General features: G+C 72.6%; 20 protein-coding genes. 9 read left to right on the forward strand and 11 right to left on the reverse strand.

Annotation, left to right across the window (positions count from 1 at the left end; all coding sequences use genetic code 11):
* Positions 1 to 466: 466 nt before the first annotated feature.
* Positions 467 to 2,782 (forward strand): transglycosylase domain-containing protein, encoded by a 2,316-nt coding sequence (locus ACL02U_RS05360; protein ID WP_412789464.1) that lies wholly within the window; start codon positions 467 to 469, stop codon positions 2,780 to 2,782.
* A 125-nt stretch (positions 2,783 to 2,907) separates the two neighbouring features.
* Here ACL02U_RS05360 and ACL02U_RS05365 read toward each other — a convergent pair whose 3' ends face one another.
* From ACL02U_RS05365 to ACL02U_RS05380, 4 genes are all read right to left on the reverse strand, one after another.
* Positions 2,908 to 5,031 carry a SpoIIE family protein phosphatase gene (locus tag ACL02U_RS05365; protein ID WP_412789465.1) on the reverse strand — a complete coding sequence of 708 codons (2,124 nt, stop codon included), beginning with the start codon at positions 5,029 to 5,031 and terminating at the stop codon, positions 2,908 to 2,910.
* A gap of 298 nt (positions 5,032 to 5,329) precedes the next feature.
* Positions 5,330 to 6,034 carry a DUF402 domain-containing protein gene (locus ACL02U_RS05370; protein ID WP_412789466.1) on the reverse strand — a complete coding sequence of 235 codons (705 nt, stop codon included), beginning with the start codon at positions 6,032 to 6,034 and terminating at the stop codon, positions 5,330 to 5,332.
* A gap of 380 nt (positions 6,035 to 6,414) precedes the next feature.
* On the reverse strand, positions 6,415 to 7,812 hold the full coding sequence (locus tag ACL02U_RS05375; RefSeq protein WP_412789467.1) for a class II fumarate hydratase: 1,398 nt from the start codon (positions 7,810 to 7,812) through the stop codon (positions 6,415 to 6,417).
* 301 nt (positions 7,813 to 8,113) lie between these two features.
* Positions 8,114 to 9,805, reverse strand: coding sequence for a fumarate hydratase (locus ACL02U_RS05380; protein WP_412789468.1), 1,692 nt, complete (start codon positions 9,803 to 9,805; stop codon positions 8,114 to 8,116).
* 168 nt (positions 9,806 to 9,973) lie between these two features.
* On the opposite strand from ACL02U_RS05380, the gene ACL02U_RS05385 reads away from it, so the two are divergent.
* Together ACL02U_RS05385 and ACL02U_RS05390 are read left to right on the forward strand one after the other, a co-directional pair.
* Positions 9,974 to 10,660 (forward strand): DUF1707 SHOCT-like domain-containing protein, encoded by a 687-nt coding sequence (locus ACL02U_RS05385; RefSeq protein WP_412789469.1) that lies wholly within the window; start codon positions 9,974 to 9,976, stop codon positions 10,658 to 10,660.
* A gap of 175 nt (positions 10,661 to 10,835) precedes the next feature.
* On the forward strand, positions 10,836 to 11,213 hold the full coding sequence (locus tag ACL02U_RS05390) for a WhiB family transcriptional regulator (RefSeq protein WP_412789470.1): 378 nt from the start codon (positions 10,836 to 10,838) through the stop codon (positions 11,211 to 11,213).
* Between the two features lie 105 nt (positions 11,214 to 11,318).
* On the opposite strand, the gene glpX is transcribed toward ACL02U_RS05390, so the two are convergent.
* Complete coding sequence (gene glpX, locus ACL02U_RS05395) at positions 11,319 to 12,353, reverse strand: class II fructose-bisphosphatase (RefSeq protein ID WP_412789471.1); 1,035 nt, start codon at positions 12,351 to 12,353, stop codon at positions 11,319 to 11,321.
* A 126-nt stretch (positions 12,354 to 12,479) separates the two neighbouring features.
* Here glpX and ACL02U_RS05400 point away from each other — a divergent pair, with 126 nt between their 5' ends.
* On the forward strand, positions 12,480 to 13,007 hold the full coding sequence (locus ACL02U_RS05400; RefSeq protein WP_412789472.1) for a DUF4245 domain-containing protein: 528 nt from the start codon (positions 12,480 to 12,482) through the stop codon (positions 13,005 to 13,007).
* A gap of 184 nt (positions 13,008 to 13,191) precedes the next feature.
* Here ACL02U_RS05400 and ACL02U_RS05405 read toward each other — a convergent pair whose 3' ends face one another.
* The 3 genes from ACL02U_RS05405 to xseA form a co-directional block, all read right to left on the reverse strand.
* Positions 13,192 to 13,782 (reverse strand): malonic semialdehyde reductase, encoded by a 591-nt coding sequence (locus ACL02U_RS05405; protein ID WP_412789473.1) that lies wholly within the window; start codon positions 13,780 to 13,782, stop codon positions 13,192 to 13,194.
* A 117-nt stretch (positions 13,783 to 13,899) separates the two neighbouring features.
* Positions 13,900 to 14,142, reverse strand: a complete 243-nt coding sequence (locus ACL02U_RS05410) for an exodeoxyribonuclease VII small subunit (protein ID WP_412789474.1) — start codon at positions 14,140 to 14,142, stop codon at positions 13,900 to 13,902.
* Positions 14,143 to 14,151: 9 nt separating this feature from the next.
* Complete coding sequence (xseA, locus tag ACL02U_RS05415) at positions 14,152 to 15,360, reverse strand: exodeoxyribonuclease VII large subunit (RefSeq protein ID WP_412789475.1); 1,209 nt, start codon at positions 15,358 to 15,360, stop codon at positions 14,152 to 14,154.
* 499 nt (positions 15,361 to 15,859) lie between these two features.
* Here xseA and ACL02U_RS05420 point away from each other — a divergent pair, with 499 nt between their 5' ends.
* Together ACL02U_RS05420 and ppgK are read left to right on the forward strand one after the other, a co-directional pair.
* Positions 15,860 to 16,894 carry a 4-hydroxy-3-methylbut-2-enyl diphosphate reductase gene (locus tag ACL02U_RS05420; RefSeq protein WP_412789476.1) on the forward strand — a complete coding sequence of 345 codons (1,035 nt, stop codon included), beginning with the start codon at positions 15,860 to 15,862 and terminating at the stop codon, positions 16,892 to 16,894.
* A 29-nt stretch (positions 16,895 to 16,923) separates the two neighbouring features.
* A complete protein-coding gene (gene ppgK / locus ACL02U_RS05425) occupies positions 16,924 to 17,667 on the forward strand; it encodes a polyphosphate--glucose phosphotransferase (protein WP_412789477.1) in 744 nt (247 codons plus the stop codon).
* A gap of 221 nt (positions 17,668 to 17,888) precedes the next feature.
* On the opposite strand, the gene ACL02U_RS05430 is transcribed toward ppgK, so the two are convergent.
* On the reverse strand, positions 17,889 to 18,287 hold the full coding sequence (locus tag ACL02U_RS05430) for a DUF6542 domain-containing protein (protein WP_412789478.1): 399 nt from the start codon (positions 18,285 to 18,287) through the stop codon (positions 17,889 to 17,891).
* Positions 18,288 to 18,700: 413 nt separating this feature from the next.
* Here ACL02U_RS05430 and ychF point away from each other — a divergent pair, with 413 nt between their 5' ends.
* Positions 18,701 to 19,789 carry a redox-regulated ATPase YchF gene (gene ychF, locus ACL02U_RS05435; protein WP_412789479.1) on the forward strand — a complete coding sequence of 363 codons (1,089 nt, stop codon included), beginning with the start codon at positions 18,701 to 18,703 and terminating at the stop codon, positions 19,787 to 19,789.
* Positions 19,790 to 19,897: 108 nt separating this feature from the next.
* On the opposite strand, the gene ACL02U_RS05440 is transcribed toward ychF, so the two are convergent.
* A complete protein-coding gene (locus tag ACL02U_RS05440; RefSeq protein WP_412789480.1) occupies positions 19,898 to 20,305 on the reverse strand; it encodes a hypothetical protein in 408 nt (135 codons plus the stop codon).
* Positions 20,306 to 20,405: 100 nt separating this feature from the next.
* Between ACL02U_RS05440 and ACL02U_RS05445 the strand changes: the two genes are divergently transcribed.
* Together ACL02U_RS05445 and ACL02U_RS05450 are read left to right on the forward strand one after the other, a co-directional pair.
* Positions 20,406 to 20,630 (forward strand): hypothetical protein, encoded by a 225-nt coding sequence (locus tag ACL02U_RS05445; protein WP_412789481.1) that lies wholly within the window; start codon positions 20,406 to 20,408, stop codon positions 20,628 to 20,630.
* Between the two features lies 1 nt (position 20,631).
* On the forward strand, positions 20,632 to 21,114 hold the full coding sequence (locus ACL02U_RS05450; RefSeq protein WP_412789482.1) for a hypothetical protein: 483 nt from the start codon (positions 20,632 to 20,634) through the stop codon (positions 21,112 to 21,114).
* Positions 21,115 to 21,141: 27 nt separating this feature from the next.
* On the opposite strand, the gene ACL02U_RS05455 is transcribed toward ACL02U_RS05450, so the two are convergent.
* The gene (locus tag ACL02U_RS05455; RefSeq protein ID WP_412789483.1) at positions 21,142 to 21,666 is read right to left on the reverse strand and encodes an AAA family ATPase; all 525 of its coding nucleotides are present in this window, start codon (positions 21,664 to 21,666) and stop codon (positions 21,142 to 21,144) included.
* Positions 21,667 to 21,699: the final 33 nt, after the last annotated feature.

Genomic DNA, 21,699 nt, shown 5'->3' on the forward strand with positions numbered 1-21,699 from the left:
GTGTATACATGGAGTGCAGAGGGCGTGGCGCGGGGTGCTCCGGCCCAGGTGGGAGCCGATCGTCACGGTTCCGTGACAGACCGGTCCGTGACAGGCCGGTCCGTGACGGGCGGTTCCGTGACAGGGGTTCCGCGACGGGCGGGTCTGTGACGGGAGGCGCGGCAACCCCGGCGGGCCGGCGCAGGGCCCCACCGGGCTCGGGCGGCACTTGCGGCCGCTGCCCGAGGGCGGCGCGGACCTCCCCCGCGCCCGGCAGCCGGGCCGCCCGGCCCGGCGGCGCTTTTCCGGTACGAGGCAACCCTCCGCGCCTCCCGCTCGTCGGTTCCCATGGCGGGGGTGCTCATTGTCACGTCCGCAAAAGAGCGGATCGGACGCCCTTTGTCACATACCAGGGTGTTAGCTTTCTGAGCTGACCTGAGCCCGGAACCTGTGTGACGGCCGAGAACGAAGCGGAGAAGACGGAGCCATGGGACGAGCGGAAGAGAGACGAGCGCGACAGCGCGGTGGCCGCCGCGCGGCACCCGGGCGCCGCCGCTCGTCGGGCGCGGCCGGCGGTGGCAAGAGCGGCATACGCCGGCTGTTCACCTGGAAGAAGATCCTCGGCACCTTCCTCGGGCTGTGCCTGCTCGGCATCGGCGCCTTCGTCGTGCTCTACATGATGATCGACATCCCCGAGGGGAATGCCGACGCCACCCGCCAGAGCAACATCTACAAGTACAGCGACGGCACCGTCATGTCCCGCCAGGGCAAGGTCAACCGCGAACTCGTCGACCTCTCCCACGTGCCGAAGAAGGTCCAGTACACCTTCGTCGCCGCCGAGAACAAGACCTTCTACAAGGACAACGGCGTCGACCTCAAGGGCACCGCGCGAGGCCTGCTCAACACGCTCTCCGGCAAGGGCGCGCAGGGCGGCTCGACCATCACCCAGCAGTACGTCAAGAACTACTACCTGACCCAGGAGCAGACGGTCACCCGCAAGCTGCGGGAACTGGTCATCTCGCTGAAACTGGACCGCGAGAAGTCCAAGGACTACATCCTGGCCGGGTACATCAACACCAGCTACTACGGCCGCAACGCCTACGGGATCCAGGCCGCCGCCCAGGCCTACTACGGCGTCGACGCCGACAAGCTCACCGTGGCGCAGGGCGCCTACCTCGCCGCGCTGCTCCAGGCGCCCAGCCAGTACGACTGGGCGGTCGCCTCCGCCGAGGGCCGGAAGCTGGTCACCGCGCGGTGGAACTACGTCCTGGACAACATGGTCGAGGAGGGCTGGCTGGACAAGGCCGACCGCGACGCCATGAAGTTCCCCGAACCCCAGAAGCCCAAGCCGGCCCCCGGCCTCGGCGGGCAGAAGGGCTACCTGGTGGAGGCGGCCAACCAGGAACTGGAGCGGCAGCTCGTCGCGCAGGGCGTCGCCGAGAACAAGAAGCAGGCCGAGGACCTCGTCGGCCGCGGCGGCTGGACCATCACCCTCAACATCGACCGCAAGAAGCAGGCGGCGCTGGAGAAGGCCGCGAAGGACCAGCTGACCGGCAAGCTGGACGCCAAGCGGCCCGACGACCAGAAGGCCCAGGCGGGCGCCGTCTCGGTGGACCCGAAGACGGGCGCGGTCGTCGCGATGTACGGCGGCAAGGACTACTTCGACCACTACACCAACAACGCCACCCGCACCGACTTCCAGCCCGCCTCCACTTTCAAGCCGGTCGTCCTCGCCGCCGCTCTCGACCAGGGCGCCGAGACCCAGGACGGGGAGCCGATCAGAGCCGACACCTACTACGACGGCACCAGCCGGCGGCAGGTGGTCGACCACGGCCGCAAGGTCGGCTTCGCCCCGCAGAACGAGGACGACACCGACTTCGGCGACATCACCGTGCAGACGGCGATGAACTACTCCGTCAACTCCGTCTTCGCGCAGCTCGGCGTCGACGTCGGCATGAGCAAGGTGCTCGCGACCGGCGAGAAGCTCGGCATGGACACCAAGAAACTGCAGCCGGTGCCGGCCCAGACGCTCGGCACCATGGGCGCCAGCCCGCTGCAGATGGCCGGGGTCTACGCCACCCTCGACAACCACGGCAAGAAGGTCACCCCGGCCGTCGTCAAGGACGTCCAGTGGAACAAGGGCACCCTGGACCTGCCCGACCCGATAGGCGACCAGGTCATCAGCCGCGAGGCGGCCGACACCGTCACCTCCGTGCTCACCGGCGTGGTCGACGACGGCACCGCCCGCGGGTCGGTGCGCAACAACCCCGAGCGCCACGGCCAGAAGGTCGCCGGCAAGACCGGCACCGCCGAGAACAACGTCACGGCCTGGTTCAGCGGCTACACGCCCGGACTGGTCACCGCGGTCGGCGTCTTCGGCGAGATGCCGAAGCCCCCGTACGGGCACGTCTCGCTGCACAAGGTGCTCGGCAAGCCGCGCATCAACGGCGGCGACGTCCCGGCGAAGATCTGGGCCGAGTACATGTTCGGCGTGCAGAAGAAGGTCACCGAGTTCGACCTGGAGACCAAGCAGGGCGCCGCGGTGGAGCCGGCCGACACGCCGACCCCGTCCGAGTCCCCCTCGGACACCGGGGAGCCGTCCCAGTCGCCCTCGCAGACCGAGTCGCCCACCCAGCAGCCCTCGCCCACCGAGGAGCCGTCCCAGTCGCCCTCGCAGACCGAGTCGCCCAGCCAGACCCCGTCCGGGACCCCCTCTGAGTCGCCCGGCCAGCCGTCCGGCTCACCGTCCGGCTCACCGCAGCAGAGCCCGGCGAACCCGCTCGGCGGCGGCGGCACCCAGTGAGCGCGGGGGAGGGGCGCCCGGTCCGGGCGCCCCTCCCCTCTCCGCCACCCGGGCGGTCACCGCCCGTCAGGCCACCGGCCGGGCGGCGGCCCGGGGAGCCGCCCCCAACCCCGCCGGCCGGCCGCTCAGGACCGGTGCAGCTCGAACCACACCACCTTGCCCGTGCTCAGCCGGGTCGCCCCCCAGCGCCGGGCCATCTTGTTCACCAGGTACAGCCCGCGCCCGCCCTCGTCGGTGGCGCGCGCCTGCCGCAGCCGCGGCAGCTGCGGCACGTCGTCGCCGACCTCGCAGCGCAGCACGTCGGTACGGAGCAGGCGCAGGGTGACCGGCCGGGACGCGTACCGCACGGCGTTCGTCACCACCTCGCTGACCAGCAGTTCCACCGAGTCGCTGAGGTCCTCCAGGCCCCAGCGGGCCAGCGCCCGCCGGGCCAGCCGACGGGCCCGGCCGGGAGCGGTCTCCTCCGGCTCCAGGAACCAGTACGCCACATCACTCGGCGCGATCCCGTCGAAGCGGGCGGCGAGCAGCGCGATGTCGTCGTCCCGGTCGCCCGGCCCGAGCATGTCCAGCACCTCGTCGCACAGCGCCTCCAGCGGCGGCGGATGGTCCGGCCCGGTCAGCTGCGCGGTCGCGGCGAGCTTCTCCCGCAACTGCTCTATCCCGGTCCACACGTCCCGCAGCCGCGACTCCACCAGCCCGTCGGTGTACAGCAGCAGCGTGGCACCGGCGGGCGCGTCCAGCTCCACGGCCTCGAAGTCGACGCCGCCGACACCGATGGGCGCGCCCGGCGGCACCCGCAGCACCTCCGCACGCCCGCCCAGGTGCAGCAGGACCGGCGGCGGATGGCCCGCGTTGGCGATCGTGATGCGGTGCGAGACCGGGTCGTACACGGCGTACATGCAGGTCGCCATGCGGTCGGTGCCCAGGCGCTGCGCCTGCTCGTCGAGGTGGTGCAGCACCTCCTGCGGCGGCAGGTCCAGCCCCGCCAGCGTCTGCGCGGTGGTACGCAGCTGGCCCATGATCGCCGCCGAGGTCATGGAGTGCCCCATGACGTCGCCGACGACCAGGGCGACGCGGCTGCCCGGCAGCGGGATCGCGTCGTACCAGTCGCCGCCCACCCGCGCGGTCTCCGCGGCCGGGAGGTAGCGCGACGCCAGCCGCACGCCGGTCGGGCGGGGCAGCGTCTCCGGCAGCATGGTCCGCTGCAACTCGTCCGCGATGTAGGCCTCCCGCCCGTACAGCACCGCCTTGTCGATGCCGAGGGCGCTGTGCGTGGCAAGCTGGGCGGCCACCAGCAGGTCGTCCGCGTCGAAGGCGAGCCGGTCCGGGCGCCGGAGGAAGACCGCGGCACCGATCACCCGACGCCGGCCGCGCAGCGGCGCGAGGATGGTGCGCTGCCCGCCCGGTACGGCCGACTCGCTGCCCGCGCCCAGCAGTTCCGGCAGGGCGGCCCGCGCGTCGGGCCCGTCGGCGAACACCGGGCGCACCCCGCGCAGCACCTCGGCGAGCGCACCGCCGGGCCGCACCTCGCACTGCTCCGCGGTGATCGCGGACAGATCGGTCGGCTCGCCCGGGTCCGGAGCCGGCTGCGGCAGCGGCGCGAAACCGCCCCCCTCGGTGTCCCGGTCGACGGGTATCCGGTCGGTCCGCCGCAGCCGCAGCAGCAGCGGACCGGCCGGCCGCTCGTCGCCGACCGGCAGCGGATCCCGCAGATAGACCAGGATCGTGTCGGCGAAGGTGGGCACGGTGGCCCGGCACAGCCCCATCACGATCTCGTCCAGGTCCAGGCCGCGGGCGATCCGCCGGGTGGCCGCACCGACGAACCGCAGCCGGTCGCCGTCCCGCCGCATCGGCGTCGGCCGCCCCGGCGCCGGCTGCTGCCCGGTGCGCCGCTCCTGTCCGCCGGGCGCCCCGTCCGGGCGCGCCTGGCCGCCGGCGTCCGGCTGCGCCGGGATGACCTCCGGTGCGGGCCGCGGACGGTGCTCCTGCACGTGTGGCTGCGTCCGCGCCGCGGGCGTGCCGGGCGGCTGGGCGTGCTCGGGTCCGGTGTCCACGTCGGGCGCGTCCTTCCCGCGCGGCGCCGCCGTGTCCGGCGCCGGCCCGGACGGCGGGACCTCACCGCCGCGGGCCTGGACGGGGGAGGGGAACGCCGGTGCGTCGGGTGCGGGGGTACGCAGGAGCGGCCCGCGGGGGTCCGTGGGTTCGACGCCCGGCTGGGGGCGTCCGTAGGAGATGGGGTGCTCCGTCACGCGTGTCGAGTCCGTCCGTCCGGGGCTGCGCGCCGTGCGTGGAGTTCGGCCCGCCGAAGTCCCGATACCCGCGATACGTGCCCTGGGAACGGAATTCCGGTGTGGTCGCAGCTCGTTCCTCCGCCACCGGCGCACCGGTGGCGGCCGGCCGGACGGCCGTTGACCTCGTACCCCTCGCTCACGTCCTGCCGCCCCTCGGTGACATCAGGTCAGACTCGGCGCCCGCTCCGGGAGTTGCTGCCGTGCGTCCTTGCGGAGGACGATCCTACGTTTCACGCCCGGGGGCACATCAAGGGTCTCATGAGGACACGTGTGCGGGTGCGCGGTCCCAGTCGTCCGGCAGTGCGGGCACCGGCCAGGCGGGATCCGGGCGCCAGTGCTCCCAGCCGTCGGAGAACGGCGGCCCCCAGGCGCGGATCACCTCCACGGCCCGCCGCCCGGCCCGGCCGACCCGCTCGGCGAGGTCGGCGCCGACCAGCCCGTCCCGCTGGGCCTGCGCGAACTCGTCCTCGTCCCGCCAGTGCCAACTGCGGTCCGCGTGAACCGAGATGTCCAGGAAATGGTCCTCGGAGTCCACTCCGCCGGCCCACCGGGTCAGCGGCTGCTCCAGGTTGACGTACCAGTTCTTGAACTGCCAGCCCGGCTCCCAGAACAGCCACACCGACCACGGCTGCCCCGGGGCGGCCAGCTTCAGCACACCGGTGCCGAACCACCGGTCGCGGCGCACCGTGCGCGGCTTGGTGTAGCGGGAGTGCAGGGGCTCCTCGTGCACCGGCGTGCCGTCGGCGAGCACCGGCTTCACGCACTCGGTGCCTGGAGCCATCCAGACGGCGAGCAGCTCCGCGTCGTCCCGGACGACGGTCACCGGGCGGGCGATGTGGAAGCGCTCGCCCGCGTTCTCCCGGTACCGCCACAGGACCTGACTCCCGGGCGCCCACCACCCGGCCGTCCCGGCCTCCGCACCCGCATCGCCGTTCGCACCCACCGCATCGCCGTCCGTCATGCGCGGATTTTAGGTGCCCCGGGCACACGACGCTGCGGCGCGCGTCACGACCCGCGCGGCGCGGGTCCGTCCGGGGGCGCTGCGCGGGTGCCCGGCCGTCCCGGGGGCGCTGTGTGGCGGCCTGTCCGGGGCTGCCGTGCGCGGGGCCGGTCCGCCCGGGGTCGGCGTGCGCGGGGCCGGTCCCGTCGGGGTCGGCGTGCGCGGGGCGGCGGGCCCCGGGCCGGTGCGGTGGCCGACTCGGCCGGGCGGGCGGTGCGGGTATCGGGCGCCGGACCGTTGGGGCCCCGGTCGGCCGGGCACGCCGGGCCCGGGGTGGTGGACCTCCGGTCGACCCTCCGGGCAGCCCGGGCGGCAGGTGGTCGGGCCGTCGGGGCGTCCGGTCAGGGGCGGGTCATCCGCAGTACGTCCAGCGCCTCGTCGAGCTGCTCGGCGGTCAGCTCGCCGCGCTCGACGTAACCGCCGTCGAGCACCGCCTGCCGAATGGTCGTCCGCTCGGCTAGGGCCCGTTTGGCGATCCTGGCGGCCTCCTCGTAGCCGAGGTACCTGTTCAGCGGGGTGACGACGGACGGCGAGGACTCGGCGTACTCGCGGGCCCGGTCCCGGTCGGCGGTGATCCCGTCGACGGTCCGGTCGGCGAGCAGCCGGGAGGCGTTCGCGAGCAGCCGCACCGACTCCAGCACGTTCTTCGCGATGACCGGCAGCATCACGTTCAGCTCGAAGGTGCCCGCCGCGCCGGCCGCGGCCACGGTGGCGTCGTTGCCGATCACCTGGGCGGCCACCATGAGAACGGCCTCCGGGACCACCGGGTTGACCTTCCCCGGCATGATCGACGAGCCCGGCTGCAGATCGGGCAGCGCGATCTCGGCCAGCCCGGTTCGGGGGCCGGACGCCATCCACCGCAGGTCGTTGCAGATCTTGGTCAGCGACACGGCGACCACCCGCAGCTGCCCGCTGGTCTCGACGATCCCGTCCCGGGCACCCTGCGCCTCGAAGTGGTCCCGCGCCTCGGTGAGCGGCAGGCCGGTCTCCCGGACGAGCTCGGCGATCACGGCGGCCGGAAACCCGGGGGGCGTGTTGATCCCGGTGCCGACGGCCGTTCCGCCCAGCGGCAGTTCGGCGAGCCGGGGCAGGGAGGCCTCCAGCCGCTCCACGCCGTACCGGACCTGCGCCGCGTACCCGGCGAACTCCTGCCCGAGCGTGACGGGCGTGGCGTCCATGAGGTGGGTGCGCCCCGACTTCACCACGTCGGCGAACTCCTCCGCCTTGCGGCTCAGGGCACCGGCCAGACGGCGCAGCGCCGGGACCAGGTCCCGGGTGACGGCGGCGGTGGCGGCGATGTGCAGGGAGGACGGGAACACGTCGTTGGACGACTGCGAGGCGTTGACGTGGTCGTTGGGGTGCACGTCCCGCCCCAGCCGCTCGCCGGCCAGGGTCGCGATCACCTCGTTGGCGTTCATGTTGGAGGAGGTGCCGGACCCGGTCTGGAAGACGTCGACCGGGAAGTGCGCGTCCCACCGGCCCTCGGCGACCTCGGCCGACGCCTCCCGGATCGCCGCGGCCACCTCCCGGTCGAGCACGCCCAGTTCGGCGTTGGCCTTCGCCGCGGCCCCCTTGATCCGGGCCAGTGCCTCGATGTGCGCCCGCTCGATGCGCTGCCCGGAGACCGGGAAGTTCTCGATCGCCCGCTGGGTCTGCGCCCGCCACTTGGCCTCCGCCGGTACGCGGACCTCGCCCATGGAGTCGTGCTCGATGCGATAGCTCTGCTGTTCGTCGGCCACTGCCGATCACCTCCGTCCGTCACAGCGTCCCGGACGCGGCGGCTGTTCCCGGGACGGGCCCGCGGCGGGGCGAGTCGGCCGGCCGGGACCGGGACCTGGATGGGGACGGGGCCGGACCGGAACCGGGGCCTGGATCACAGCCGGCGGCGTCCCTCGGGTCCGGGGGCGCCCGGGGCTCCGGTGTCGGCCGCGCACCGCACGAAGCCCCCGGCGCGGGCCGGGGGCTTCGTGCGGGCCCGGGTGCGGCTTCGCCGCGCCCGCCCTCAGGTCGTCGCGGGCTGCCGCGCCCGGCGGGGACCGGTCAGGAGAGGCCGGGGCCGCGCACCGGGATCGAGGTGAACGTCGGCTGCGGGGCCGGGTCCTGGAAGAAGTCGTTGCCCTTGTCGTCGACGACGACGAACGCCGGGAAGTCCTCCACCTCGATCCGCCAGACGGCCTCCATGCCCAGCTCCTCGTACTCCAGCACCTCGACCTTCTTGATGCAGTCCTGGGCGAGGCGGGCCGCCGGGCCGCCGATGGAGCCGAGGTAGAAGCCGCCGTGCGCGGCGCACGCGTCGGTCACCTGCTTGCTGCGGTTGCCCTTGGCGAGCATCACCCGGGAGCCCCCGGCGGCCTGGAACTGCTCGACGTAGCCGTCCATCCGGCCGGCGGTCGTCGGGCCGAAGGACCCCGAGGCGTAGCCCTCGGGCGTCTTCGCGGGGCCCGCGTAGTACACCGGGTGGTCCCTGAGGTACTGCGGCATCTCCTCGCCCGCGTCCAGCCGCTCCTTGATCTTGGCGTGCGCGATGTCGCGGGCGACGACGAGCGGGCCGGTGAGCGACAGGCGCGTCTTGACCGGGTGCCTGGTCAGCTCGGCGAGGATCGCCTCCATGGGCTGGTTCAGGTCGACGCGGACGACGTCGCCCCCGGCGTCGAGGTGCTCCTCCGTGGTGTCCGGGAGAAACCGCGCCGGGTCGGTCTCCAACTGCTCCAGGAAGACGCCCTCGGCGGTGATCTTCGCGACGGCCTGGCGGTCGGCCGAGCAGGACACCGCGATCGCGACGGGGCAGGAGGCGCCGTGCCGCGGCAGGCGGACCACGCGGACGTCGTGGCAGAAGTACTTGCCGCCGAACTGCGCGCCGATGCCGATCTTCTGGGTCAGCTCGAAGACCTTCTCCTCCAGCTCCCGGTCGCGGAAGCCGTGCCCGAGCGGCGAACCCTCGCCCGGGATCTCGTCCAGGTAGTGCGCGGAGGCGTACTTCGCGGTCTTCAGCGCGTACTCGGCGGAGGTGCCGCCGACGACGATCGCCAGGTGGTACGGCGGGCAGGCCGCGGTGCCCAGCGAACGGATCTTCTCCTCCAGGAACCTCATCATGGAGGCCTCGTTCAGGACCGCCTTGGTCTCCTGGTAGAGGAAGGACTTGTTGGCGCTGCCGCCGCCCTTCGCCATGAACAGGAACTTGTAGGCGCCGCCGTCGGTCGCGTACAGCTCGATCTGCGCGGGGAGGTTGGACCCGGTGTTCCGCTCCTCCCACATGGTCAGCGGGGCCATCTGCGAGTAGCGCAGGTTGAGCCTGGTGTACGCGTCGTGGATGCCGTGCGAGAGGGCCTCCTCGTCGCCGCCCCCGGTCAGCACGTTCTGACCGCGCTTGCCCATGACGATCGCGGTGCCGGTGTCCTGGCACATGGGCAGCACGCCCGCCGCCGCGATGTTCGCGTTCTTCAGCAGGTCCAGGGCGACGAACTTGTCGTTCGCACTGGCCTCCGGGTCGTCGATGATGCGGCGCAGCTGCGCCAGGTGGGCCGGGCGCAGGTAGTGCTGGATGTCGTGGACGGCCTCCGCGGCCAGCCTGCGCAGCGCCTCGGGCTCCACCTTGAGGAAGGTCCGCCCGTCGGCCTCGAAGGTGGACACACCCTCGGAGGTCACCAGCCGGTACGGGGTGGTGTCCTCCCCCATGGGGAGCAGATCGGTGTACGCGAACTCAGGGCGGACAGGGGGGGAGCTAAGGGTCATCTCGCCCATTCCTCACTCGACGGACGCGCGCGCCCGGGTCACGCGGACGCGACGGCTGGCCTCCGTTGGCAGCGCCCACCAGCCTAGGACGTGCCGCCGGCGCCCGGACTGTGAGGTCGGCCTCCGCGCGGGGTGTCGCGATCTATCGTGTTTCGCTACGCTGCTGCCGTGGACCTTCAGAAGCAGACCGCGCCGACCGCCGAGCTGCGCGCCTCCGACGCCGACCGTGACCGCATCGCCGACATCCTGCGGGACGCGCTGGCCGAGGGCCGCCTGACCGCCGCCGAGCACGCCGAGCGGGTGGAGGGGGTGCTGGCCGCCAGGACGGTCGGCGAGCTGGAGGCCTTCATCCGGGACCTGCCGGCCGCCCACCCCGGCCGCGGGACCGCCCCGCCGCACGCCGCCCCGCCCCGCCGGCCGGCTCCGGGTACCGTCCCGCAGGACCCGGACGACCGCGTGGTCGCGGTGTTCAGCAGCGCCGTCCGCCGGGGGCGCTGGCGCGTCGGCCGCCGGATCCACGCGCACTCGGTGTTCGGCAGCGTGGAGCTCGACCTCAGCGAGGCGCTGTTCGAGTACCAGCAGGTGGTGATCAAGGCGCTCTCGATCTTCGGCAACGTCGAGGTCCGGGTCCCGGAGAACGTCTCGCTGCGCGGGTCCGGCGGCGGCGTGCTCGGCAACTTCGAGGTGGACGCGGTCGACTCGGCGGACGCCGACGCGCCCGTCGTCTACGTGGACGGCTGGGCCGTCCTGGGCAACGTGGAGGCCTGGCCCCGGCGCGGCCGGCGCGTCGCGGACATCCTCGACCGGGTGCAGCGCAAGGTCGACAAGCGTTTGCGCAGACACCTGGACCGTTGACGGTCGTGAACCGCGGACCCGCCGGGCGGCGCCCGGTCGCGTCCCGGGCCGCGCCTCGGGTCCCTGCGCCGGCCTTTCGAACCTGCGGTCGGGAACTCAGTGCATAGGCGCGCGTACAGCGGGTAGGCCTTGCTCCGTCGTCTCTCGCTCGCGAAGCCGTCGTCAGGAGTAGACCGTGCTGCAACCGCCGCATTCGTCCCTGCAGGTAGCTGCCGTTCCGGCCCCGCGGGTGCCGGCACGGGACAGGGACCAGGACGCACCGTGGCACACCGAGGCGGTGTGCCGGCGCGACGAGGCCGGCCTGTTCTTCGCACCGTCCAAGGAACCCACCGCGGCCCGGCTGTCCCGGGAGGAGGCGGCCAAGCGGGTCTGCGCGCGCTGCCCGGTCATGATCGAATGCCGGGAGCACGCACTGCTGCAGCCGGAGCCCTACGGAGTCTGGGGCGGCCTCACCGCCGCCGAGCGCCGGGTGGCCCTGGCCCGGCGGCGCCGTCGCGAGATGGAGTTGCAGAAGGCCGCCCGCACCGCGAACCGGATACCGGCGGCGGGCTGACGGCCCGGCACGCCCGACGGGACGCCCCCTCCGCACCGGGGGCGTCCCGTCGGCGTACGGCGGCCGACCGGTCCGCGCCTCTCGGCTGCGGCGGCCGGCGGGTCCTCACTTCGCGCGGTCGAAGTCGATCGCGCTGTAGGCGCGCAGCTTGCTCAGCCGGTGCTCGGAGTCGATCCGCCGGACCGTGCCGGACCTCGACCGCATCACGATCGACTCGGTCAGTGCCGTCTCGGAGCCGTAGCGCACGCCCCGCAGCAGCTCACCGTCGGTGATGCCGGTCGCGACGAAGAAGACGTTGTCGCCCTCGACCAGGTCGTCGGTGGTCAGCACGCGGTCCAGATCGTGCCCGGCGTCCACGGCCCGCTGCCGCTCCGCGTCGTCCTTCGGCCACAGCTTGCCCTGGATGGTGCCGCCCAGGCACTTCACCGCGCACGCCGAGATGATGCCCTCGGGGGTGCCGCCGATGCCGAGCAGCAGGTCGACGCCGGTGCCCTCGCGCAGGGCGTAGATCGATCCGGCCACGTCTCCGTCGGAGATCAGCTTGATGCGGGCGCCGGCCTCCCGGACGTCCTCGATCAGCCGGTGGTGGCGGGGCCGGTCCAGGATCACCACGGTGACGTCCTCCACCGTGGACCGCTTGGCCTTCGCGATCCGGCGGATGTTGACTTCCACCGGCGCGTCGATGTCGACGAAGTCGGCGGCCTCCGGCCCGGTGACCAGCTTGTCCATGTAGAAGACGGCGGACGGGTCGAACATCGACCCGCGCTCGGCGGCGGCCAGCACGGCGATCGCGTTGGACATGCCCTTGGCGGTCAGCGTGGTGCCGTCGATCGGGTCGACGGCGATGTCGCACTCGGGGCCGGTCCCGTCACCGACCTGCTCCCCGTTGAAGAGCATCGGTGCCTCGTCCTTCTCGCCCTCGCCGATGACGACGACACCGTTCATCGACACGGTCGAGACGAGGGTGCGCATGGCGCGCACGGCGGCACCGTCGGCGCCGTTCTTGTCGCCGCGCCCTACCCAGCGGCCCGCGGCCATCGCCGCGGCTTCGGTCACCCGGACGAGCTCCAGGGCGAGGTTGCGGTCGGGAGCCTCGGACGGAACGTCCAGCTCGGACGGCAAGTGATGGTGCTCGGTCATCGGAGCGCACCTTTCTGATACGGCGACGGCCGGATGAGGGTGTGCTCCCGACTCTATCGCCAGTCCGACTGGATGAGCAGGGGACCCCACGGATGAGCGGACCGGGCACCTGCGACGATAGGGGGCGTGGCAGGTTCGAACGGCAAGCAGAAGACAGTCCGGGACATGGTCCTCTCCCTGGCGCTGATCGTGGTCGCGGCGACGGTGGTGTACCTCTTCATCCCGCACGACGACCACGCCCCGGACCTCAAGCGCGTCGACTACCGCGTCGAGCTGCTCACGGCGCGTCGCGCGGCCTCGTACCCGGTGGCCGCGCCCGAGGGGCTGCCGGAGGCCTGGAAGGCGACCTCCGTGCGCTTCCGCGGCGACGACTTCGACGCCTGGCACCTCGGCTTCCAGGCCCCCGACGGGCAGTACGTGACGATCGAGCAGTCCACTCAGAAGCGCGCCGTGTTCATCGACGAGGCGAGCCAGGGCGGGAAGCCGACGGACACCACGGAGGAGATCGGCGGCCGCACCTGGATCCGCTGCAGCGGCGGCCGCTACGACGCCCTGGTGCTCCAGGACCGCACCGGCGGCTCGACCACGGTGGTGGCCGGCACCGGATCGTTCACCCAGCTGAAGGCGATGGCGGCGGCCCTCGACCTGGCGTGAGCGGAAGCGCCCCGACCACCTGGCCGGGCCTGACCACCTGACCTGACCTGACCACCTAGTCTCAGCTGAGCCGGGCCGGCCCGGCCTGAGCCGGAGCGTCCGGAGAGTGCCCGAGGCCCCCGGCGGTGCTGCGCTGACGCCGGGGGCCTCGGTGTTCCGCGGACGGGAGTGCGGGTCGGGCGGTTCAGACGGTGGTGAAGACCTGCTCGTAGGCCAGGCGGGGGGAGCGCGGGTGCGAGGCGTTCTCGCCCGGCCGGCCGATGTTGACGACCATCAGCGGGGTGTGGTCGCCGTCCAGGAACTCCTTGCGCACTCCCTCCGCGTCGAAACCGGTCATCGGGCCGGCGGCCAGGCCCGCGGCCCGTACGCCGACGATGAAGTAGGCGGCCTGGAGCGCGGCGTTCAGCCCGGCGGAGGCCTCACGGACCGGGCGTTGCGCGAAGAACGCGTCCTTGGCCTGCGGGAAGGCCGGGAACAGGGCCGGCAGCTCCTCGTGGAACTCGTTGTCCGCGGAAAGGATCGCCACCAGCGGGGCGGTGGCCGTCTTGGCCCGGTTGCCCTCCGCCATGTGCGCCACCAGCCGCTCCCGGGCTTCGGGGGAGCGCACCAGGGTGATGCGCAGCGGCGTCTGGTTGAAGGCGGTCGGGCCGTACTTGACCAGCTCGTAGATCGCCTGCACCTGGGCGTCGGTCACCGGCTCGTCGGTGAACGCGTTGGCGGTGCGGGCCTCGCGGAACAGCAGGTCCTGGGCGGCGGAGTCGAGAACGAGGGGCATGCGGGGACCTTCTCTGTGCGTGGCGTCCGGATCCGGCGCACCGGATTGACTGGTGTCCCCGACGGTACGACAGGAAAGGTTAAAGCTTCAACTAAAGTCCGCGTCGGGTGATCACCTTCACAGCCGTTCCGGACGCTGCTCCTCCGTCGCCGCCTCTTCCTCCTCCGCCAAGGCCTTGTCCAGCCGCGCCCGCGCGCCCTCCAGCCAGCGCCGGCACACCCGGGCCAGCTCCTCGCCGCGCTCCCACAGGGCCAGCGACTCCTCCAGCGTGGTACCGCCGGCCTCCAGCCGCCGCACCACGTCGATCAGCTCGTCCCGCGCCTGCTCGTAGCCGAGCGCCTCATCCGTACTGCCGGTCATCCGCCCACCCTAGCCATCGACTCTCACCGTGAACTCGCCCTCTGCGACCCGCACCCGCAGCGCCTCGTCCGCCGACACCTCGTCCGGATCGCGCACCACGTGCCCGCCGGCCTGCTGCAGTACCGCGTACCCGCGCTTCAGAGTCGCCGCGGGCGAGAGCGCCACCACCCGCGCGTGCGTGTGCGCCAGCTCCGACTCCGCCCGGTCCAGCAGATGCCCCAGACACCGCCGGGACCGCTCCACCAGGGCGTCCACCTGCTCCGCCCGCGCGTCGATCATCCGGTGCGGATCCTCCATGGAGGGCCGGGCGAGCGCGTGGGCCAGCCCGCGCTCCTCCCGCTGCACGTGGGCCTCCACGCAGCGCCGGGCCCGGCCCCGCAGCATCCGCACCCGCTCCAGCTCCTCGCCGACGTCCGGTACGACCTTCTTGGCCGCGTCGGTCGGCGTCGAGGCGCGCAGATCGGCGACATGGTCCAGCAGCGGGTTGTCCGGCTCGTGCCCGATCGCGGACACCACCGGTGTACGGCACGCGGCGACCGCCCGCACCAGCTGCTCGTCGGAGAACGGCAGCAGGTCCTCCACGCTGCCGCCGCCCCGGGCCACGACGATCACGTCCACGGCGTCGATCTCGTCCAGCTCCTTGACCGCCTGCACCACCTGCGGCACGGCGTGCACGCCCTGCACGGCGACATTGCGCACCTCGAACCGGACGGCCGGCCAGCGGTGCCGGGCGTTCTCCAGCACGTCCCGCTCCGCCGCCGACGCCCGCCCGCAGACCAGTCCGACCAACTGCGGCAGGAACGGCAGCCGCTTCTTCCGCTCCGGCGCGAACAGGCCCTCCGCGGCGAGTGACTTCTTCAGCTGCTCCAACCGCGCCAGCAGCTCACCGACCCCCACCGGCCGGATCGCGGCCGCCCGCAGCGACAACTGCCCCCGCGGCGCGTACCACTCCGGCTTGGCGTGCACCACGACCCGCGCACCCTCCCCGATCACATCGGCGACGGCGTCGAACACCTGCCGATAGCAGGTGACGCTGACGGAGATGTCGTACGAGGGGTCCCGCAGCGTCAGGAACACGACCCCCGCGCCGGGCCGCCGCGACAACTGCGTGATCTGCCCCTCGACCCACACCGCCCCGAGCCGGTCGATCCACCCCCCGATGAGCCGGGAGACCTCACCGACGGGCAGCGGTGCGTCCGGGGACGTGTTGACAGCCATGCCGGTGAGCGTAGCCGCCGCCACCGACAACGCACGGCGCGGCGGCACCCGCGGCGGCACCCGCGTCCGGCGGCCCTGCACCCCTCCGCCAACCCGGCAGGCCACCCACGCCGACCGTCGCCCGGATCGGGGCCCCGGGCCAGGTCCCCGGGCCGGCTCCCCTGGGCCGAGTCCTGGCGGGCCGAGTTCCGCCGGGCCGAGTTCCGCCAGGCCGAGTTCCGCCGGGCCGAGTTCCGCCGGGCCGGAGGCTCCGGCCCGGCTCTCGACCTTTCGGCGGCGGCCCGGAGCGCGGTGCCGGCGCCGAGGGGGCGGGAGGATCGGTGCCTCCCCTTCCCTCCCCTTCCCTTCCCCTCCCCGCCCCCGCCCCCGCGGCCGCAGGCGGATGTCCCCGTCCCAGGCGGTCTCGGACGCGGGCCCCGGACCGTCCGACCCTCCCTTCCCCGCACCCGCGCGGCGCGCGGTCCCTGCGCCGCCGAGCGCGCCCGGGCACGGCCTTACGATGGGGTGCATGACTGCTTCGCCTGGCCGCCGTGTCCTGCTCGCCGCTCCCCGTGGCTACTGCGCGGGTGTGGACCGCGCCGTGATCGCCGTCGAGAAGGCCCTGGAGCAGTACGGTGCTCCGGTCTACGTCCGGCACGAGATCGTGCACAACAAGTACGTGGTGCAGACCCTCGAGAAGAAGGGCGCCGTCTTCGTCGAGCGGACGGAGGAGGTGCCGCCCGGCAACATCGTGATGTTCTCCGCGCACGGCGTCGCACCCGCCGTCCACGAGGAGGCCCGGCGCGGACGGCTCGCCACCATCGACGCCACCTGCCCGCTCGTCACGAAGGTCCACAAGGAAGCCGTCCGGTTCGCCAACGAGGACTACGACATCCTCCTCATCGGGCACGAGGGCCACGAGGAGGTCATCGGCACCTCCGGCGAGGCCCCCGAGCACATCCAGCTCGTCGACGGCCCCGAGGACGCCGCGAACGTCGAGGTGCGCGACCCCTCGAAGGTGGTCTGGCTCTCCCAGACCACCCTCTCGGTCGACGAGACCATGGAGACCGTCGACGCGCTGAAGGGCAAGTTCCCGCAGCTCCTCTCCCCGCCCAGCGACGACATCTGCTACGCCACGCAGAACCGCCAGCTCGCCGTCAAGCAGATGGGCGCCGAGGCCGACCTGGTCGTCGTCGTCGGCTCCCGCAACTCCTCCAACTCCAAGCGGCTGGTGGAGGTCGCCAAGCTGGCCGGCGCCCGCGCGGCCCACCTCGTGGACTTCGCCGACGAGATCGACGAGGCGTGGCTGGACGGCGTGACGACGGTCGGCGTCACCTCCGGCGCCTCCGTGCCGGACGTACTCGTCGAGCAGGTGCTCGAGTGGCTCGCCGAGCGCGGTTACGGCGACGTGGAGATCGTCCGGGCCGCCGAGGAGTCCATCACCTTCTCGCTGCCCAAGGAGCTGCGCCGCGACCTGCGCGACGAGGCCACCGCCCTGGTCGCCGAGCGCGGCGGCACGGGCACCGCCGACACCACCGGACCCGACCGGGCGTGACGGTCAGTCGTCCGTCGTAACGTGGAGCCATGCAGATCTTCGGCGTGGACATCGGCGGATCGGGGATCAAGGGCGCCCCGGTGGACCTGGACAGGGGCGATCTCTCCGAGGAGCGCCGCAAGGTGCTCACCCCGCAACCCGCGACACCGGACCGGGTGGCGGACGGCGTACGGGAGGTCGTCGAGCACTTCGGCTGGACGGGCCCGGTCGGCCTCACCTTCCCCGGCGTCGTCACCGACGGCGCCACCGTGCGTACGGCGGCCAACGTCGACCCGGGCTGGGTCGACACCGACGCCCGCGCCCTGTTCGGCGAGCGGCTCGGCGGCATGCCGGTGACGGTGGTCAACGACGCCGACGCGGCCGGCGTCGCCGAGATGCACTTCGGCGCCGGCAAGGGCCGCCACGGCACGGTCATCCTGCTCACCTTCGGCACCGGCATCGGCAGTGCCGTCTTCACCGACGGCGTCCTGGTCCCCAACACCGAGCTGGGGCATCTGGAGCTGCACGGCCACGACGCGGAGAAGAAGGCCTCCAGCAAGGCCAAGGAGGACCACGACCTGTCGTGGGAGCACTGGGCCCACCGGGTCGGCAAGTACCTCGCCCACGTGGAGATGCTGTTCTCCCCGGAGCTGTTCATCATCGGCGGCGGCGTCAGCCGCAAGGCCCACAAGTTCCTGCCCCACATCGACGGCATCAGGGCGGAGATCGTCCCGGCCGAGCTCCAGAACAATGCCGGCATCGTCGGCGCGGCGATGCACGCGGCGGGACACTAGCCGGCCCACCCCGCCGGTGCCGGTGCCGGTACACCCGCACCGGCACCGGCGCCTCGCTCCGGTGCCGGTGCGCTCCGGTCCCGGTGGTCGGTGCGCACCGTCCCGGGCTCGGTGCCGGCCGACCGCGGGTGCCCGCACGACGGCTTGCCGCCCGGCGAGGCGTGCCCGCCCGGTGAGGCGTGTCCGTCCGGCGAGGCGTGCCCGTCCGGCGGGCGTCAGCGCTACCGGCGCTGCGCGAGGCGCCGTCGGCCCATCATCCGGAGCTTGCGCACCGTCGCGATCCCCCCGGCTACCAGCGTCCCCCCGTAGAGCCACCCGGCCTGCGTGGCCAGCGCCGTGACCAGGCCCATCAGCCGCCCGCCGACGCCCTGGCCGTCCGCCACGGCGACCATGCCCGCCGCGAACGCGATCGGCACCACCACGGGCGCGGACACCAGGTCGCCCTTGCGCATCCACAGCGCCGTCAGCGCGCACACCGGCAGGAACAGCACCCCGTACACCGTCAGGGAGGGCCCGAGCAGCAGCCGGTCCAGGCTGCCGAGGGCGACCATGACGGCCCCGCAGAAAAGCCCCCCGCCCAGCCCGGTCAGCCGCGGGTTGGGCAGCCGCCGGACCGGCACGGCCGCGGTACGCCCCGCCGCCGGACGGTGCGGTCCGGCGGCGCCGTCCGGGTTCCCGCCCCGCGGCCCCGGCGGACGGGACCCGCGCGCCCGGGGCGGAGCCGGTCGGGGGTTCCGGGAGGGCCGGAGCGGGCGGGCGTCACCGGTGCCGCGCGCCTGCGGCGGCAGCGCCGAGGACGGTGTGCGCCGTCGCGGTCCGTGCTGAGAGGGTCGCGCCCCGTGCTGGTCCTGCTCCATTGGACCAACTTAGGTCGGTTTATGTGCCGAATCACTGCTCGGACACGCCGTTGGCCGGAGCTTGGCCAAGCGTTCGAGACGACCGCCGGGGGGCGGTCGGGCACCCCGTAGACTGGTGGATCGGCCCACCCGGGCCCGCCGCCCCGCCTCCACCCTCACGTACGGGAAGTCGCAACGTGTCGCTCACGATCGGAATCGTCGGTCTGCCCAACGTCGGCAAGTCGACCCTGTTCAACGCCCTGACCAAGAACGACGTGCTGGCGGCCAACTACCCGTTCGCCACGATCGAGCCCAACGTCGGCGTGGTCGGCGTCCCGGACGCCCGCCTTCCGAAACTGGCCGGAATCTTCTCCTCCGAGCGGGTCCTTCCGGCGACCGTCGACTTCGTCGACATCGCCGGCATCGTGCGCGGCGCCTCCGAGGGCGAGGGCCTGGGCAACAAGTTCCTGGCGAACATCCGCGAGTCCGACGCGATCTGCCAGGTCATCCGCGCCTTCCAGGACGAGAACGTCGTCCACGTCGACGGCAAGGTGTCCCCCCGCAGTGACATCGAGACGATCAACACCGAGCTGATCCTCGCCGACCTCCAGACCATCGAGAAGGTCCTGCCGCGCCTGCAGAAGGAGTCGCGGATCAAGAAGGACCTCGCCGGCAAGGTCAAGGCCGTCGAGGAGGCCAAGGAACTCCTGGAGAAGGGCGACACGCTCTTCACACACGGCATCGTCCAGGGCAGCGAGCGCGCCGAGCCCCTGCACGACCTGCACCTGCTCACCACCAAGCCGTTCCTCTACGTCTTCAACGTCGACGAGGACGAGCTGACCGACGAGGACTTCAAGAACGAGCAGCGCGCCCTGGTCGCCCCCGCCGAGGCCATCTTCCTCAACGCCAAGCTGGAGGCCGACCTCGCCGAACTCGACGAGGAGGAGGCGCTGGAACTGCTGGAGTCCGTCGGCCAGCACGAGCCCGGCCTCGCCACCCTCGCCCGCGTCGGCTTCGCCACCCTCGGCCTGCAGACCTACCTCACCGCCGGACCCAAGGAATCCCGCGCCTGGACCATCAGGAAGGGCGCCACCGCCCCCGAGGCCGCCGGTGTGATCCACACCGACTTCCAGAAGGGCTTCATCAAGGCCGAGGTCATCTCCTTCGACGACCTGGTCGATACCGGTTCGGTCGCCGAGGCCCGCGCCAAGGGCAAGGCACGCATGGAGGGCAAGGACTACGTCATGAAGGACGGGGACGTGGTGGAGTTCCGCTTCAACGTCTAATACGTTCGACGAAAGGCCGTCTGACCTGCGACGGAGCGGGTTGGGCGGCCTTTGCGGTCCGCACAGAGTCCGCAGCGTGCCGACGTCGGTCAGCGCGCGGGGGAGCGGCTACGCCGCTTCGTCGACCTGCGGCTGGGCGTCGGCGGACTGGTCCGCGTACGCCTTGTCGACGGCGGCCCGGGTCCGCTCCTCGGAGTCGGGCCACAGGTGGGTGTAGATGTTCAACGTACCGCGACTCCGTTCGGTCCCCGCTTCGGTCCCCACTGCGCCAGGGGATGCCCTGGCGTCACCGACACCGAGTGGGCCGAGGTAGCCCGCCGCATCGTTCACGCCGCACCCCAGGCGGCCGTCGCGAAAGAGAGCCCTGATCCCGCTCTCAGCGAAGTCGGCGTAGTTGAGCTGCTGGTCTTCGCCGTGGTGGGAGTAGGACGAGACGGCCGGTCCTTTGCCGAGGACGCGAGTGATCTCCTCCAGGGTCATCCCGAAGTGCAGGCCCCAAGGCGCTGACCTGAGCATGTTCCGTGCTGGGGGAGACTCGGTCCCCGACCGGAACACCCATCGAAGCAGGGGCCTGAAACTCGCGGGGACACCGACCGCAGACCGACCGCTGATCGGCATGTGCGACTCGGCTCGCTGCCCGCAAGCCACCCATCACCCCCGCCATCGCCCGGTCTGGGAGAAGACCGTCGAGCAGAACAAGGTGTTCATCGGGATGCTCGGGCGCGGGCAGAAGGCCGAACGGGCCCGGCTGGAGGCCGAGTTGACCCGCGCGGAGAAGGTCCTCGCGGACATCGACACCGCCAGCGATGGGTCGACAACCGCGGTCGGGACGGAGGACTGAGATGGGACGCCTGACAGCAGAGACCCGCGCCCGGAACGAAGAGGCGATCCGAGCGGCGATGGACCGGCTGCTGGCCGGAGCGATCCCGCCGGGCGGCGGCTGCGATCTCAAGACCTTGGCAGTCGAGGCCGGAGTGACCCGTACCGGCTTCTATCCGAAGGGAGATCGCCCAGGCCCCTACCAGCACCTCGCCGAGGAGTTCGAACGGCGGGTGAAGGACGCCCAGGCTGCCGGGATCGTCACGGACCCCAGGGCAGCCCAGATCGAACGGTTGAAGGCTCAAGTCGCCGAGCTGAAGGAACGGGCCGCCGAGCGGGACGCGGATCTCGCCGAGCTCACGGCCTTCAAGACCCTCGCGATCTCCCGGCTGGCCGCCCAGCACGAGGAGATCGAGCGGCTGAGGGAACAGGCCGCCGCAGTCGGCAACGTCAGCCGCCTGCCTGCCGCCCGCGGCGGCACGGCCCCGTACGGATCGTGCAGCTGACGACCTCCGGACCGAGGCCCGGCGGCTTTATCGCCCCCGGGCCTCGATGAGTGCCGTCACCAGCACGTCCAGGTCACCGGTGTAGACGATCACGTCCTCGTCGTCGGCCGGGGGGTCGAAGCGGGCGAAGAAGTCATCCAGAGCTTCAGGGGTGACGGTCAGCGCGTTGGCGTCCTCGCGTACGTTGCGCTCGGCCAGGCGCCGCAGCAGCTCTTCGCGGTCGGCGGGCAGGTAGACCACAACGGGCAGGCCGCCCGCTTCGCGGGCGGCCTGCCGCCAGGCGTCGCGCTCGGCACGGCGCCACAGGCCGTGGTCCAGGACGACGTCGTTCCCGGCCTCGATCTCCTTGATGAATCGCTCTCGGGTCGCTTCGACCACGGGCCGTTCCCGCTCGAAGTAGGTGTGCTCGGGGTAGTCCACGCCGTATCGGCCGTGGAGGCGGTGGACCTCCTCATCCACGGACAGCCGGAGGTAGCCGCGGTCGGCCAGGGCCTGGGCGACGGTGGTCTTCCCGGAGCCGGTGAGGCCGGCCAGGAGTACGGCGAGGGGCACGGGGTCATCCTTCCGCGACATGCTGTCCGCTCG

Origin of the sequence: Streptomyces sp. MS06 (assembly GCF_047200655.1) — a bacterium.
Lineage (GTDB): Bacteria > Actinomycetota > Actinomycetes > Streptomycetales > Streptomycetaceae > Streptomyces.

What these genes read in the sequence shown, in the direction of transcription:
- ACL02U_RS05370 (WP_412789466.1), bottom strand. Translation starts at nt 6,034, where the DNA reads ATGACGGACGGCGATGCGGTGGGTGCGAACGGCGATGCGGGTGCGGAG.
- ACL02U_RS05440 (WP_412789480.1), bottom strand. Translation starts at nt 20,305, where the DNA reads ATGCTCAGGTCAGCGCCTTGGGGCCTGCACTTCGGGATGACCCTGGAG.
- glpX (WP_412789471.1), bottom strand. Translation starts at nt 12,353, where the DNA reads ATGACCGAGCACCATCACTTGCCGTCCGAGCTGGACGTTCCGTCCGAG.
- ACL02U_RS05420 (WP_412789476.1), top strand. Translation starts at nt 15,860, where the DNA reads ATGGGGTGCATGACTGCTTCGCCTGGCCGCCGTGTCCTGCTCGCCGCT.
- ACL02U_RS05405 (WP_412789473.1), bottom strand. Translation starts at nt 13,782, where the DNA reads ATGCCCCTCGTTCTCGACTCCGCCGCCCAGGACCTGCTGTTCCGCGAG.
- xseA (WP_412789475.1), bottom strand. Translation starts at nt 15,360, where the DNA reads ATGGCTGTCAACACGTCCCCGGACGCACCGCTGCCCGTCGGTGAGGTC.
- ACL02U_RS05360 (WP_412789464.1), top strand. Translation starts at nt 467, where the DNA reads ATGGGACGAGCGGAAGAGAGACGAGCGCGACAGCGCGGTGGCCGCCGC.
- ACL02U_RS05380 (WP_412789468.1), bottom strand. Translation starts at nt 9,805, where the DNA reads ATGACCCTTAGCTCCCCCCCTGTCCGCCCTGAGTTCGCGTACACCGAT.
- ppgK (WP_412789477.1), top strand. Translation starts at nt 16,924, where the DNA reads ATGCAGATCTTCGGCGTGGACATCGGCGGATCGGGGATCAAGGGCGCC.
- ACL02U_RS05450 (WP_412789482.1), top strand. Translation starts at nt 20,632, where the DNA reads ATGGGACGCCTGACAGCAGAGACCCGCGCCCGGAACGAAGAGGCGATC.
- ACL02U_RS05410 (WP_412789474.1), bottom strand. Translation starts at nt 14,142, where the DNA reads ATGACCGGCAGTACGGATGAGGCGCTCGGCTACGAGCAGGCGCGGGAC.
- ACL02U_RS05445 (WP_412789481.1), top strand. Translation starts at nt 20,406, where the DNA reads ATGTGCGACTCGGCTCGCTGCCCGCAAGCCACCCATCACCCCCGCCAT.